Annotated in this window: 13 protein-coding genes; 10 read left to right on the forward strand and 3 right to left on the reverse strand. The window is 58.2% G+C overall.

Going from position 1 to position 14,177, the window contains the following annotated elements:
* Window positions 1-90: 90 nt before the first annotated feature.
* The 3 genes from HMPREF3153_RS05310 to HMPREF3153_RS05320 all read right to left on the reverse strand — a co-directional run bounded on the left by HMPREF3153_RS05310 (window position 91) and on the right by HMPREF3153_RS05320 (window position 2,562).
* On the reverse strand, window positions 91-567 hold the full coding sequence (locus HMPREF3153_RS05310; protein WP_070420241.1) for a YbjN domain-containing protein: 477 nt from the start codon (window positions 565-567) through the stop codon (window positions 91-93).
* Window positions 560-1,063 (reverse strand): YbjN domain-containing protein, encoded by a 504-nt coding sequence (locus tag HMPREF3153_RS05315; RefSeq protein WP_005531666.1) that lies wholly within the window; start codon window positions 1,061-1,063, stop codon window positions 560-562. Before HMPREF3153_RS05315 ends, HMPREF3153_RS05310 begins: the two co-directional genes overlap by 8 nt.
* A gap of 83 nt (window positions 1,064-1,146) precedes the next feature.
* Window positions 1,147-2,562 carry a TIGR01777 family oxidoreductase gene (locus HMPREF3153_RS05320; protein WP_070420242.1) on the reverse strand — a complete coding sequence of 472 codons (1,416 nt, stop codon included), beginning with the start codon at window positions 2,560-2,562 and terminating at the stop codon, window positions 1,147-1,149.
* Between the two features lie 303 nt (window positions 2,563-2,865).
* Between HMPREF3153_RS05320 and pyrR the strand changes: the two genes are divergently transcribed.
* The 10 genes from pyrR to coaBC all read left to right on the forward strand — a co-directional run bounded on the left by pyrR (window position 2,866) and on the right by coaBC (window position 14,089).
* A complete protein-coding gene (gene pyrR, locus HMPREF3153_RS05325) occupies window positions 2,866-3,444 on the forward strand; it encodes a bifunctional pyr operon transcriptional regulator/uracil phosphoribosyltransferase PyrR (protein ID WP_046645928.1) in 579 nt (192 codons plus the stop codon).
* Window positions 3,445-4,398 (forward strand): aspartate carbamoyltransferase catalytic subunit, encoded by a 954-nt coding sequence (locus HMPREF3153_RS05330; RefSeq protein ID WP_049151711.1) that lies wholly within the window; start codon window positions 3,445-3,447, stop codon window positions 4,396-4,398.
* 16 nt (window positions 4,399-4,414) lie between these two features.
* Window positions 4,415-5,764, forward strand: coding sequence for a dihydroorotase (locus tag HMPREF3153_RS05335; protein WP_049145867.1), 1,350 nt, complete (start codon window positions 4,415-4,417; stop codon window positions 5,762-5,764).
* Window positions 5,765-5,808: 44 nt separating this feature from the next.
* Window positions 5,809-6,978, forward strand: coding sequence for a glutamine-hydrolyzing carbamoyl-phosphate synthase small subunit (gene carA / locus HMPREF3153_RS05340; RefSeq protein WP_049062358.1), 1,170 nt, complete (start codon window positions 5,809-5,811; stop codon window positions 6,976-6,978).
* A 25-nt stretch (window positions 6,979-7,003) separates the two neighbouring features.
* Window positions 7,004-10,345, forward strand: a complete 3,342-nt coding sequence (carB, locus tag HMPREF3153_RS05345) for a carbamoyl-phosphate synthase large subunit (protein ID WP_070420243.1) — start codon at window positions 7,004-7,006, stop codon at window positions 10,343-10,345.
* On the forward strand, window positions 10,329-11,168 hold the full coding sequence (gene pyrF, locus HMPREF3153_RS05350; protein ID WP_070420244.1) for an orotidine-5'-phosphate decarboxylase: 840 nt from the start codon (window positions 10,329-10,331) through the stop codon (window positions 11,166-11,168). The genes carB and pyrF overlap by 17 nt, the downstream gene beginning before the upstream one ends.
* A gap of 294 nt (window positions 11,169-11,462) precedes the next feature.
* Window positions 11,463-11,783, forward strand: coding sequence for an integration host factor, actinobacterial type (gene mihF / locus HMPREF3153_RS05355; protein WP_005531652.1), 321 nt, complete (start codon window positions 11,463-11,465; stop codon window positions 11,781-11,783).
* 8 nt (window positions 11,784-11,791) lie between these two features.
* On the forward strand, window positions 11,792-12,361 hold the full coding sequence (gmk, locus tag HMPREF3153_RS05360; protein WP_005531650.1) for a guanylate kinase: 570 nt from the start codon (window positions 11,792-11,794) through the stop codon (window positions 12,359-12,361).
* A gap of 40 nt (window positions 12,362-12,401) precedes the next feature.
* Window positions 12,402-12,704: a DNA-directed RNA polymerase subunit omega gene (gene rpoZ / locus HMPREF3153_RS05365; RefSeq protein WP_070420245.1), complete on the forward strand. Its 303-nt coding sequence runs from the start codon at window positions 12,402-12,404 to the stop codon at window positions 12,702-12,704.
* Window positions 12,705-12,814: 110 nt separating this feature from the next.
* On the forward strand, window positions 12,815-14,089 hold the full coding sequence (gene coaBC, locus HMPREF3153_RS05370; protein WP_070420312.1) for a bifunctional phosphopantothenoylcysteine decarboxylase/phosphopantothenate--cysteine ligase CoaBC: 1,275 nt from the start codon (window positions 12,815-12,817) through the stop codon (window positions 14,087-14,089).
* The last annotated feature ends 88 nt before the right edge of the window (window positions 14,090-14,177 follow it).

A 14,177-nucleotide genomic window follows, 5' to 3' on the forward strand; every position in this document is an offset into this window, starting at 1 on the left:
CAATGGAGGATAAAAGGAGGGAGGCGCATTGGCCTCCCTCGGAAAACGGTGAGAACTTAGGCTTGGGGCGCTTAAGCTGCGTTGTAGAGGCTAGGAATCCTCGCCGGCCTTCGCCGCTGTCTCGGACCCCAACTTCGCCATCTCTTCTGCGGAAGCCACCATGGTGTCCTGGGCGCCAATAACGCCGTCAACAGCTACTTTCAAAGAAGCAGCGAGTTGCTCATCGGACATTCCGGCGGCGCAAGCAATATCCCGCTCGGTCCGGACTACGAGGAGTCCTTCGTGCTCGGTGATGACTGCGCGTGCACCTAACGCGACGGAGTTGATTTGATTAGCAGCCAAGAAAAGACCGGCGTCGGCCTTTGCATAAGAAGCATCGGTAGGAACATCGCAGCGGACGATGGTCACTGAGTCTAGGACTGCAAAAAGGCATGGTAGGCCGTTTAGGTTAGCGGTAGCCGCGTCATCGCGGCCTTCGACTGCAGTTAGTTCAATGTCGAAGGTCTTCATGGCTTCAATAACGCGGTCTAGATCGACCTGCGGCTGAGCGGCGGCTTGATTAGTCATTCTGGTGCTCCTCCCAGGTTACGAGCTGCGGGTACTGTTCTTCCATCCACGCGAAGGACTGCAAGATGGCGTCCAAAGTGGACATCACGAAGGCACCAAGCTGGTTACGCGACGCGCCGTGCGTGATGTCGAGTTCTCGAACGCCGGAAACAGCCAGGGTGTTTTCCGGGCCTTCGAAGAAACGGAAAGTGGGTGCAAAGTGAGTCTGATTCCACTGGTTGATCAGCATCAGGAGGTTTGGCCCCTCAGAAGCAGGAACAGTACCGCGCCACACAGAATCAGCAGTGAGCGTATTTCCGCGCAGTTGCAATGCGATGGCGGTATTCGAGAAACCAGTACGCAGCAGCTGGACCGTCTGGTCCTCAGATACGGGCTGCTCTTCGATGCGGTACTCCAGATTCTCTGAATCGAAGATTTCAGCCACCCGCTCAAGAGTCACTGCCTCAATTGGGGTGTCTGGAACGATGGTGGGTTGACCGTTGGGCTGATCAGTCACTGATTACAATCCTCACGTTGGTACTTAGTGAACAAATTGGACGACTCACCCAAGGGTACCGGAGTGATAGGTGATGTGTTTACTCACCCGCGCTGCGACTTAGACCCCCACAGCTCTTCGCCGCCCAGCTCGTGTGCAAGGGCCGCATCGACACTTTCATAGCGGAAGGAATGACGCACCTGCTGAAGCTTTGTGGGAAGTACCCTTTGGTTGGCCAAGGCCAACTCACGCGCGCCTTCTTTGCCCAAAAGCAGTGCCGGCCCGATCGTAGGGATCGGCACTACAGCAGGCCGTTTGAGTTCCTCGCCCAATGCGCCCACAAACTCCTTGTTAAGGATTGGGGTGGGGGAGACTGCGTTGATAGCGCCGCTAAGTTGGGAATCTACCGCGGCGCGGAAATAGATGTCGGTGAGATCATCTAGTGCAATCCAGCTATACCAAAATTCGCCTTTTCCGAAAGTGCCACCGAGTCCTGTGGAGAAAAGGGCGCGCAGAATCGGGAGCAGGCCGGTGTTGCCAGAGAGAGCGATGCCGGTGCGCACATTTACTACCCGCTTTCCCGCGTTCCGGGCAGGAGCACAAGCATCTTCCCAGGCCTCTACGACATCGGCGAGGAATCCCTCGCCGCGCGGTGCGGCTTCGGTCAGTTCTTCATCGCCACGGTCAGATCCATAAAAACCAATAGCAGACGCGCACACCATGGTGCTCAATCCTGGGGTATGAGCTGCAACCTGCGCCAGGAGGCGTGTCGGTCCCACGCGGGAGTCCCGAATCTCTGCCTTGTGGGCGCTGTTGAATCGCCCAAAGATCGGCTCGCCAGCGAGATGAATGAGTACATCTACGCCTTCTAAGAGCTCAGGCGAAGGCAGATGTGGCCGCCACAAACGCTGGCCCGGCTTCGGGTTGGCGCGTACAAGTTGGATGACCTGGTGCCCAGCGGTGGTGAGCTGGGCAGTCAACGCACGGCCCACCCCGCCACGGGAACCGGTAATAGCGAAGACGAGCGGACGGACGGCTTGTTGCTCAGCGACTGCAGGGGGTAGCGCATGCGGTCCCAGCTCCTTGAGCTGTGTCAGGAATTCAAAATCCTTGATGAGCTGCTGCTGGCGGTAAGCGAACAGGGAGTTCATCGCGTGGGCTGGAATGCGGGTATCGACGTTATCCGTGATCCGCGTGTACGGGACCTCGGCGCCTTCCTGGTTTTCGTCTTTGAAAAGGTGATCATGGCGCCATGTAGCCAGGGAGCGCATTGGCGCGGTCAGGCAGACGTCGGTGAAACTTACTCCGGTTTGGAAGCGTGAAAGGTCATGCCGCGCGATCCATTTAAGTCCGCCTGGCAGGCCGAGAATCGATGTACCGTCTGCCAAGGACTCGGCTTGTTGGAGCGGCGTCATGAAAACGAATGGAGGAGTAAGACGCGCTAGGGCTCCTCGGCGGGCGTGCCATTGCCATACTTGCTCACGTGGGGCGGGTACCACGTGCTGTGCCGAAAAACTCACTAGGCCTGTGCCTTCCTTCTCACCCGTTTGGTTACCTCATTGACGCCTTCACAGCACCAAACGAACTAATTCTTGATAGCTATGCACGACGCTAGCAGCGTGGAGTGCTGCTGTGTGGTTACACCGTGCGCAAGTGCACACAAGTTAGGCACCGAAGTGCTAAAGTGATTGCTGTCTTTTAAGCATAGACATCCAAAACCATTTGAGGTGGAGTTTGTTGCGCAATCCCGCGGCAGATTTCCCTCGATTACATCTACCGGCATCCTTTAAAGACCGCACCGTGAGGCGGGGAAGGAGGTCACGATGAGTGGAACTGGCACCAACGCGGAGTCAAATGAGCTGTTGAGCTCTGATGACGTCGCGCGAACTGTCGCACGCATCGCGCACCAGATCATTGAAAAGACGGCGCTCGACTCTGAGGACGCACCTCGGGTCGTACTCCTTGGCATTCCCTCTGGTGGCGTGCCATTGGCTATGCGCCTAGCAACCAAAATTGAGGAATTTTCAGGGGTGGAAGTTCCATGGGGCTCGTTGGACATCACGCTCTACCGCGATGATCTCAACAGCAAACCGCACCGTGCCCTGCAGCCAACCAAGATCCCTAACGGAGGAATTAACGGCGCAACCGTTATTTTGGTTGATGACGTTTTGTTCTCCGGTCGTACGATTCGAGCGGCACTTGATGCTCTCTCGGACGTGGGACGCCCCGACATCATCCAGCTCGCTGTCCTCGTTGATCGCGGTCACCGTCAGGTTCCGATCCGCGCTGATTACGTGGGCAAGAACATCCCTACGGCACGCGACGAAGACGTCACCGTCTTCAACGCTGATATTGACGACCGCGACGCCGTCATCCTGACCCGCACCACCGCGGAGGCTTAAATGAAGCACTTACTGTCCATTTCAGATCTGTCCAAGGACGAGATCGTTGGCCTTCTCGACGAGGCCGACCGGTTCCACGAGGCTCTCGACGGTCGCGAGGTTAAAAAGCTGCCGACGCTGCGCGGCCGCACCGTCTTTACCCTGTTCTACGAAAACTCCACTCGCACCCGTTCCTCGTTTGAGACCGCGGGCAAGTGGATGTCTGCTGATGTCATCAACCTGTCTGCCTCGACGTCGTCAGTGAAGAAGGGTGAGTCCCTCAAGGACACGGGCCTCACTCTTTCCTCCATCGGCGCGGACGCCATCATCATCCGCCACCCATCTTCGGGAGCTGCTCAGCAGCTTTCCGAATGGGTTGCACCAGGTGGCAAGGGCCCGTCCGTTATCAACGCGGGCGATGGCGCGCACCAGCACCCAACGCAGGCGCTTCTCGACGCCTTGACTATGCGTCAACGTCTTGGTCTAAAGGACGGAAACTTCTCAGGTCTCAAGGTCAAGATCGTTGGTGACTGCCTGCACTCCCGCGTGGTCCGCTCCAATGTTGATTTGCTGACCACGCTTGGCGCGGAGGTCACCCTTGTGGCACCGCCGACCCTCTTGCCTTTCGGAGTAGATACCTGGCCGGTGAACGTCTCCTATGATTTTGACTCTGAGATTGCCGACGCCGACGTTGTGATGATGCTGCGCGTTCAGGCTGAGCGCATGAACGGTGGCTTCTTCCCGTCGCATCGCGAATACGCCAACCTCTACGGGCTGTCCAAGACGCGTGCTGCAGCGATGAAGAAGGACGCCATCGTCATGCACCCAGGTCCTATGCTCCGTGGCATGGAGATCAATTACGCGGTTGCTGACTATGACCAGACTGCGGTTCTGCAGCAGGTAAACAACGGTGTCCACGTGCGCATGGCAGTGCTGTTCACACTTCTGACTAATGGCGAGAACGCCGGAATCTAAAAGGGGAGAGCAACTTATGACTAACTATCCAGAAACCGGCCGTCTTTCCGCCCCCGCGGAAAAGAGTCTGTTGCTGACCAACGTTCGCCCTTACGGTGAAGGCGAGCCAGTGCAGCTCCTTATTGAGAACGGCGTAATTGCTGCCATCGGAGCAAACTTGGAATCCAACACCTCCTTCGATGAGAGCATCGACGGTCAGGGCAACGTCTTGCTGCCGGGCCTCGTGGACATGCACGTCCACCTGCGCGAGCCTGGCCGTGAGGACACCGAGACCATCGAGACCGGTTCCAAGGCAGCCGCCAAGGGTGGATTCACTGCGGTGTTCACCATGGCTAACACCACTCCGGTTACTGACCAGCCGATCATCGCTGAGTCCGTCTGGGCTAAGTCGCAGGCACTGGGCTTGTGCGACGTTCACCCGGTGGGTTCCATCACCAAGGGCCTCGAGGGCAAGACTCTTACTGAGTTCGGCATGATGGCGCGCTCTGACGCGAAGGTCCGCATGTTCTCCGACGACGGTAAGTGCGTCCAGGATCCGCAGCTGATGCGCCGCGCGCTGGAATACGCCAAGGGGTTGGATGTCTTGTTGGCGCAGCACGCGGAGGATCACCGTATGACCCAGGGTGCTTCGGCGCACGAGGGCGAGACCGCCGCGAAGCTGGGTCTGCGTGGCTGGCCGCGCGTGGCTGAGGAGTCCATCGTGGCCCGCGACGCCCTGCTCGCCCGTGACTACGGCAACCGTATGCACATCTGTCACGCCTCGACCGAAGGCACGGTGGAGCTTTTGAAGTGGGCTAAGAGCCAGGACATCCCGCTGACCGCAGAGGTCACCCCGCACCACCTGCTGCTCACCGACGAGAAGCTCGTGACCTATGACGGTGTGTTCCGAGTGAACCCGCCGCTGCGCGAGGAGCGTGACACCCTTGCTTTGCGCCAAGCCCTGCTCGATGGGCTTATCGACGTCGTTGCAACCGACCATGCGCCGCATGGCTCGGAGGACAAGTGTGTGGAGTTCGAGAACGCGAAGCCTGGCATGTTGGGCCTAGAGTCTTCACTGGCGGTCATTGCGAAAATCTTCGTTGCCACTGGGCTCGCTGATTGGCGTTTCGTCGCCCGCGTGATGTCTGAGCGCCCAGCTGAGATCACCAAGCTACCAGGTCATGGTCGTCCGATTGAGGTTGGCGAGCCTGCGAACCTGACCATTGTTGACCCGGAGCACCCGTGGGTATCTGATTCCACGCAGCTTGCCTCGAAGTCTGAAAACAATCCTTATGAAGGTGAGGAGTTTGGCGCCCGCGTCACCCACACCATTCTGCGCGGCACCGTAACTTATGAACTCGGCGCAGACGAAGCTGAAGGCAAGTAATCTTGCAACCTAGGAAATCTTTTGAGCCAGAGAAAGGCCACATTGTGACTGACAACAAACCGGCAAGGATCCCGGCAATTCTCGTGCTGGCTGACGGTCGTACCTTCCGTGGATACGGGTTCGGCGCCACCGGCACCACACTCGGCGAGGCAGTGTTTACCACCGCCATGACCGGTTACCAGGAGACCTTGACGGACCCGTCCTACCACCGCCAGATTGTGGTTGCAGCCGCACCACAGATCGGTAACACTGGCTGGAATGACGAGGACAACGAGTCCCACGGCAACAAGATCTGGGTCGCGGGCTTGGTTATCCGCGACCTTGCACAGCGCGTGTCTAACTGGCGTGCCGAGCGCTCACTTTCCGAAGAGATGGAAAACCAGGGCATTATCGGCATCCGCGGCATCGACACCCGCACCCTAGTTCGCCACCTGCGCAACTACGGTTCCATTGCCGCCGGCGTGTTCAGCGGCGAGGCAGCCGAGCGCCCTGTCGAGGAGTTGCTTGCTGAGGTCAAGGGACAGCCGTCGATGGAAGGTCTTGACCTTTCGGCAGAGGTCTCGACTAACGAGCCTTATACCGTTCCGGCAGAGGGGGAGAAGAAGTTCACCGTTGTTGCCTACGATATGGGCGTCAAGACAGCGACTCCGGCCAACTTTGCTAAGCGCGGAATTGAGACCATCGTCGTGCCGGCGAACACCCCTTACGAGGAGATCAAACAGTACAACCCGGACGGGGTCTTCGTTTCCAACGGCCCTGGTGACCCAGCAACCGCTGACAAGATGGTCGTCGTTGTGCGCGATGTTCTGGACGCCCGCGTGCCTTTCTTCGGAATCTGCTTCGGTAACCAGATTCTGGGTCGTGCCCTGGGCCTAGACACCTTCAAGATGAAGTTCGGCCACCGTGGCATCAACGTTCCGGTCCGGAATCACCTGACCGGCAAGATTGATATCACCTCTCAGAACCACGGTTTTGCTATCGCCAGCCCATCCGGCAAAGAGAATCCGGCTGGCGAGGAATTCGACACCGATTTCGGTCGCGGCATCGTGACCCACACCTGCCTTAACGACAACACCATTGAAGGCGTGGCGCTCAAGGACGGTATGGCTTATTCCGTGCAGTACCACCCTGAATCGGCAGCCGGCCCTCACGATGCCAACCCGCTGTTCAATCAGTTCATTGAGCTGATGACCGAGCACACCCCGAACAAGTAAGAACCAGGAAGAGGATTAGAAACTTATGCCAAAGCGCAACGATGTAAACCACGTCCTGGTTATCGGCTCCGGCCCGATCGTCATTGGTCAGGCTTGTGAGTTTGACTACTCGGGCACCCAGGCCTGCCGCATCCTGAAAGAAGAAGGACTGCGCGTCACCCTGGTCAACTCCAACCCGGCCACCATCATGACCGACCCGGAATTTGCCGACCACACCTATGTCGAGCCAATCGACCCTGTCTTCATTGAGAAGATCATCGTCAAGGAGCTCGAAGAGGGCCACAAGATTGATGCTGTCCTGGCTACCCTGGGCGGCCAAACCGCGCTGAACGCTGCCGTGCAGCTCGACCGCGCTGGCATTCTTGATAAGTACGGTATCGAGCTCATTGGTGCAGACATTGACGCTATCGAGCGCGGCGAGGACCGTCAGAAGTTCAAGGACATCGTGGCCTCCATCGGTGGCGAGTCTGCGCGCTCCCGCGTGTGCCACAACATGGACGAGGTCCACGAGACCGTTGCAGAGCTTGGCCTGCCGGTAGTCGTGCGTCCTTCCTTCACCATGGGTGGTTTGGGTTCTGGCCTGGCTTATAACCAGGAAGATCTCGACCGCATCGCAGGCGGCGGCCTGGCTGCTTCGCCCGAGGCCAACGTTCTCATTGAGGAATCCATCCTTGGTTGGAAGGAATTTGAGCTCGAGCTGATGCGCGACGGCGACGATAACGTCGTGGTCATCGCTTCTATCGAAAACGTCGATGCATTGGGCGTGCACACTGGTGACTCTGTAACCGTGGCACCAGCCCTGACCCTGACTGACCGCGAGTACCAGAAGATGCGTGACCTCGGCATTGCGATTATTCGCGAGGTCGGCGTTGACACCGGCGGCTGCAACATCCAGTTCGCCGTCAACCCGGTTGATGGCCGCATCATCGTCATCGAGATGAACCCGCGTGTGTCTCGTTCCTCCGCTCTTGCCTCCAAGGCAACGGGCTTCCCCATCGCCAAGTTGGCTGCAAAGTTGGCCATTGGATACACGCTGGATGAGGTCCAGAACGACATCACGGGTGTTACCCCGGCCGCCTTTGAACCGACCTTGGACTACGTCATCGTCAAGGCTCCTCGCTTTGCTTTCGAGAAGTTCCCAGGTGCAGATGACACCCTGACCACCACCATGAAGTCGGTGGGTGAGGCCATGGGCATCGGCCGCAACTACATCTCTGGTCTCAACAAGGTGATGCGTTCGCTCGAGAGCAAGCCTAACGGGTTCTGGACCAAGCCTGACGAGTTCTTTGCAGGCGATTGTGCTCAGGATCTGGACGCAGTCCTCAAGGACCTCGAGCGCCCGACTGAGGGCCGCATGTACGACGTCGAACTAGCTTTCCGCTTGGGCGCTACCGTTGAGCAACTCCACGAGCACTCCAAGATTGACCCATGGTTCCTTGCTGAGCTCAAGGCACTCGTTGATTTCCGTGCAGAACTCGTTAATGCGCCGGTTCTCGATGCTGAGCTTCTGCGTGAGGCAAAGGTCTTCGGGCTTTCCGACGCCCAGATTGCCGCGCTTCGTCCTGAGTTCGCGGGCGAGGATGGCGTTCGTTCCCTGCGTTGGTCCCTGGGCATTCGCCCGGTGTACAAGACCGTCGACACCTGTGCAGGTGAGTTCGAGGCACAGACTCCGTACCACTACAGCTCTTACGAGCTCGACCCAGACGCTGAGTCCGAGGTCCGGCTGGCGCCGGACGACAGCAAAGGAAAAGTCATCATCCTGGGCTCCGGCCCGAACCGAATTGGCCAGGGCATCGAATTTGACTACTCCTGTGTTCACGCAGCGCTCGAGCTGTCCGCACAGGGCTACGAGACCGTCATGGTTAACTGCAACCCTGAGACCGTGTCCACGGACTACGACACTGCTGACCGCCTTTACTTTGAACCGTTAACCTTTGAAGACGTGATGGAGGTATTCCACGCGGAATCCGAGTCCGGCCCGGTAGCTGGCGTCATTGTCCAGCTTGGTGGACAAACTCCACTGGGCCTTGCTGAGCGCCTGACTCAAGCTGGTGTTCCAGTCGTTGGTACTTCCGCAGCAGCGATCGACCTGGCCGAGGACCGCGGCGAGTTCGGCAAGGTACTTGCCGAAGCAAAGCTGCCAGCACCAGACTTTGGTACCGCCACCTCCTTTGAAGAGGCACGTTCTGTTGCCCTCAGTATTGGATACCCCGTCTTGGTCCGCCCGTCCTACGTCTTGGGCGGCCGCGGTATGGAGATCGTGTACGACGAGACCTCCTTGCGCGATTACATTGAGCGCGCCACCGAAATCACCGCCGACCACCCAGTGTTAGTTGACCGCTTCTTGGATAATGCAATCGAAATTGACGTCGATGCGCTCTGCGACGGCGAGGATGTCTACCTGGGCGGCGTTATGGAGCACATCGAGGAAGCCGGTATTCACTCCGGTGACTCCTCCTGCGCACTGCCTCCTATGACCCTGGGCCCTGAGGACATTGAAAAGGTCCGTCAGTCCACTCGCGCCCTTGCACACGGTATCGGCGTGAAGGGCTTGATGAACGTTCAGTACGCACTAAAGGATGACATCCTCTACGTCATCGAGGCTAACCCGCGCGCATCGCGTACCGTGCCTTTCGTTTCTAAGGCAACAGGCGTCCTGCTAGCTAAGGCTGCCGCACGTGTGATGTTGGGCGATTCTATCGCCAGCCTGCAGGCTGAGGGCATGATTCCAACTGACTACGATGGTGGCTCGCTGCCAATTGAGCACCCGATCGCCGTTAAGGAAGCTGTTCTGCCGTTCAACCGCTTCCGCCGCGAAGACGGCAAGTTGCTTGACACCCTGCTTTCGCCGGAGATGAAGTCCACCGGTGAGGTCATGGGCCTTGCCAGCAACTTCGGTGCTGCTTATGCCAAGGGCGAGATGGCAGCCTTCGGCCCGCTGCCAACTGAGGGCAACGTGTTTGTTTCCGTGGCTAACCGCGACAAGCGCACCCTCATCTTCCCGATCCAGCGTCTGGCCTACATGGGATACAACATCATCGCTACCTCGGGAACTGCGCAGATGCTGCGCCGCAACGGCATTGACTGTGAAGTAGCAGTCAAAGTATCCGAGGCTGCAGAGGGCCAGGAATCCATCGTGGACCAAATTCTTAGTGGCAAGATTGACCTCATCCTCAATACCCCAGCTGGTTCTGGTACCGCACGCCACGATGGCTACGACATCCGCGCGGCTGCGGTATCTGTAGGCGTGCCACTTATCACCACTGTGCAGGGCGTAACCGCAGCGGTCCAGGGGATTGAGGCGCTTCGTGTTGGCGACCTCGAGGTCCGTGCACTCCAGGAGCTCGAGCATGGTCCAACCAAGTAAGACCTTTGGTGAGCGGCTGGTCGCTGCAGGGGTTGAGCGCGGACGTCTGTGCGTAGGCATTGACCCACACGCGCACCTTCTGCAGGCCTGGGGCCTGAACAACGATGTTGACGGTCTGCGGACGTTTGCTCGCACCTGTGTGGAAGCATTTGCTGACACTGTTGCCGTGGTTAAGCCGCAGGTGGCCTTCTTTGAGCGTTTCGGCTCCGCCGGCTTTGCAGTACTGGAAGAAACACTCCAGGGCCTACGCGAGGCCGGATGTCTGACGCTTGCTGATGCAAAGCGCGGTGATATCGGTTCCACCATGGCTGGCTACGCTGATGCTTGGTTAGGGGAGACCTCACCGTTGCTTTCGGATGCGGTCACGGTATCGCCGTATTTGGGGGTTGGCTCTCTTAAACCAGTCTTCGACTTGGCGGAAGAGACTGGACGCGGTGTGTTCGTTCTCGCTGCGACCTCCAACCCTGAAGCGGTGAGTTCCCAGTCCATCAAGGACGCTGACGGTGTGACAGTGGCACAGGGAGTGGTCAATCAATGTGCTGCGATTAATGCGTCTTACGCGGCAGAAGGCCGTGCTGGCAATGTCGGAGTAGTCGTTGGTGCAACATTAAAGCATCCACCGGTCCTTGACCAGCTTGCGGGTCCAGTTCTGCTTCCTGGCGTTGGAGCACAAGGGGCCACGGCACAGGACGTGAAAGCAATCACCATCGCAGCGCCGGAACTTGGTTTTGCAAATGTTTCCCGCTCTGTGCTCTCGCGCGGTCCTCAGGTGCGTGACCTGCAGGAAGCCGTAAAGGAAGCACTGGCAGAGACTGCTTTTTAGGGAAGTGGTGTGGCCGATTAACAGGCCCGCCATTTACCTGGTAGTTTGTAAAACGCACCGCGATGACGTGCGGGAATTCCATCCAAACTGGACCCAAGTAATGTCATCGCGTAAACACCAGTGCTAGGATTGCCAGAAGTCGGTTCGCGCCAGGTGACAAAACCGAGCTCTACTCATGGGTTGTAGCTTGGGGAGTTCTCATGGCATCAAGGGATTCGCTCCCGTTATTGCGACCGGAATCTGGTAAGACTTACTGGACGTAAATTATCAATCTAATGAAATCGGAGGAAACCCGTGGCCCTTCCAAAGTTGACTGATGAGCAGCGCAAGGAAGCTCTCGCAAAGGCTGCTGAGGCTCGCAAGGCTCGCGCTGAGCTCAAGGCTGCACTGAAGCGCGGCGAGACCAACCTGAAGGACGTTCTGGACAAGGCTGAGACCGATGAGATCATCGGCAAGACCAAGGTCTCCGCGCTCCTCGAGGCTCTGCCGAAGGTTGGCAAGGTCAAGGCTAAGGAAATCATGGAAGATCTCGAGATTGCTCAGACCCGTCGTCTCCGCGGCCTCGGTGATCGCCAGCGCCGTGCTCTGCTCGAGCGCTTCGGCTACGGCGAATAAGAGTCGCGATGTCTGACGCAACTACACGCGGTCGCCTAGTCGTTCTGGCTGGGCCTTCCGCGGTGGGTAAGTCCACTGTAGTTTCGCGCCTGCGCAATGACGTCGACAAGCTGTACTTCAGCGTCTCAATGACGACGCGTCAACCCCGACCTGGTGAGCAGGACGGGGTTGACTATTTCTTCGTTACTCCTGAAACCTTCCAACAGCGTATCGACGCCGGGGAGATGCTCGAATGGGCAGAAATCCACGGCGGCCTGCAGCGCTCCGGCACTCCTGCCCGTCCCGTACAAGAGGCAATGGCAGCTGGTCGCCCCGTGCTTGTCGAGGTAGATCTGGAAGGGGCTCGCAACGTCAAGGCGGCTTTGCCTGAGGCAAAAACCGTGTTCTTGGCGCCACCATCCTGGGAAGTGCTCGTTGAGCGCTTGACCGGTCGTGGAACGGAGCCACAGGATGTCATCGACCGCAGGCTAGAAACCGCACACGCGGAACTTGCCGCTCAAGACGAGTTCGACCACGTGGTTGTCAATGAAAATCTTGATGACGCCGTGGCAGCAATTAGTGATATCCTGCAGGGATAGAACTAGATTTTGACCATTTCCAAGTGAAGTAAAGGTGCATGTGACTAACGTGACCACCCCTGCTAATACTGAGGCCCAGAAGCCAGAGCCAGTATTCGATCCGCCAACGGGCATTACCGCCCCTCCGATCGATGAGCTCCTCGACAAGGTCTCCTCCAAGTACGCACTGGTGATCTTTGCCGCAAAGCGCGCGCGCCAGATCAACAGCTACTACCAAGAGCAGGATGAGGGCGTCTTCGAGTTCGTTGGACCTCTGGTAACTCCTGAGGTCGGCGAGAAGCCGCTTTCCATCGCTCTTCGTGAGATTGAAGCTGGCCTCCTCGACCACGAGGAAGGCAAGTAAGCTTTCTCCCGTTAAGGCCCCCGCTCGCATCACCCGATGTGATTGGGGGCCTTCGGCATGTTCAAGTGCGTGGAGTACCACCCTGTAGACTCGGGCGGGTGACTGACGCAATTGAGAATCTAGCGGCTCCTACTAGCAGCCAGGAGCCGGCGAAGCAGCCGCGTAGCATCGTCGTTGGCGTGGCTGGCGGAATCGCTGCCTACAAGGCTTGCCACTTGGTCCGTGACCTTAAAGAGCACGGCGATGAAGTCCGCGTTGTTCCAACGCCCGCTGCGCTAAACTTCGTTGGCGCTGCAACCTTCGAAGCGCTCTCCGGCAATCCCGTCTCCACAACTGTATTCGATGCCGTCGATGAGGTGCAGCACGTCAATATTGGCCAGCATGCTGATGCCGTTGTTATCGCGCCGGCTACTGCAGATGTCATCGCCCGAATCGCTGCAGGCCGCGCAGATGATCTGCTGACAGCAACCGTGCTTGTGGCCACGTGCCCGGTCATCGTAGTACCGGCCATGCACACCGAGATGTGGCTCAATCCGGCCACCGTTGAAAACGTTGCTACGCTGCGTCGCCGTGGTATCACAGTCATGGAGCCTGCCCATGGACGGCTTACTGGTAAGGATTCTGGCCCCGGCCGTCTACCTGACCCTGCGCAGATCGCGGAGCTCGTGCGCACTGAGCTAGACGGCTACCGTATCCCGCATGATTGGACAAGCAAGAAGGTCGTCATCTCCGCGGGAGGCACCCAGGAGAACCTAGACCCAGTGCGCTACCTCGGCAACCGCTCTTCTGGGCGCCAAGGCTTTGCGTTAGCCGAGATTGCAGCGCAGCGCGGGGCAGAGGTAGTCATCGTGGCCGGAAATACCGCTGAGCTTCCTGTGCCATCCGGAGCCAAAATCCGAAACGTGGTCTCTACCGCAGACCTAGAGGCTGCAATGGCTGAGGAATCGAAGGACGCCGACGTCATCATCATGGCCGCAGCCGTCGCTGACTACCGGCCAGCGCTTGTCGCCGACTCAAAGATGAAAAAGGGCACGGCTGACGACGCCCTCTCCTCACTCCAGCTCGTGGAAAATCCCGATGTCCTCAAGGGGCTGGTGGCCCAGCGTGCAGCAGGAGAGCTCAAAGAAGGCGTCGTCATCGTCGGCTTTGCAGCCGAGACTGGCGATTCCACCCATACGGCTTTGGAGTTCGCGCAAGCGAAGTTTGAACGCAAGGGTTGCGATGTACTCATGGCTAACGAAGTGGGCGAGGGCAAGGTCTTCGGCCAGACCACCAGCGAAGGGTGGATTCTACGCCGGGATAGCGAGCCGCAAGTCGTTGCCCATGGCTCAAAGCATGTGGTCGCAGCGCAGATCCTGGATGCTGTGAATCAAATCCTCAGCTAGTAGACCGGCCTAATTGCATTAATAGACCGCTTGGTCTATGCTGGCTAGTTGTTAAAGCTTGGGGCCAGAACCATGCAATGAACGCTAA

It is taken from the genome of Corynebacterium sp. HMSC06C06, assembly GCF_001807295.1.
Classification (GTDB): Bacteria; Actinomycetota; Actinomycetes; order Mycobacteriales; family Mycobacteriaceae; genus Corynebacterium; species Corynebacterium striatum.

What these genes read in the sequence shown, in the direction of transcription:
- carB (WP_070420243.1), top strand. Translation starts at nt 7,004, where the DNA reads ATGCCAAAGCGCAACGATGTAAACCACGTCCTGGTTATCGGCTCCGGC.
- pyrF (WP_070420244.1), top strand. Translation starts at nt 10,329, where the DNA reads ATGGTCCAACCAAGTAAGACCTTTGGTGAGCGGCTGGTCGCTGCAGGG.
- HMPREF3153_RS05310 (WP_070420241.1), bottom strand. Translation starts at nt 567, where the DNA reads ATGACTAATCAAGCCGCCGCTCAGCCGCAGGTCGATCTAGACCGCGTT.
- pyrR (WP_046645928.1), top strand. Translation starts at nt 2,866, where the DNA reads ATGAGTGGAACTGGCACCAACGCGGAGTCAAATGAGCTGTTGAGCTCT.
- HMPREF3153_RS05330 (WP_049151711.1), top strand. Translation starts at nt 3,445, where the DNA reads ATGAAGCACTTACTGTCCATTTCAGATCTGTCCAAGGACGAGATCGTT.
- gmk (WP_005531650.1), top strand. Translation starts at nt 11,792, where the DNA reads ATGTCTGACGCAACTACACGCGGTCGCCTAGTCGTTCTGGCTGGGCCT.
- HMPREF3153_RS05335 (WP_049145867.1), top strand. Translation starts at nt 4,415, where the DNA reads ATGACTAACTATCCAGAAACCGGCCGTCTTTCCGCCCCCGCGGAAAAG.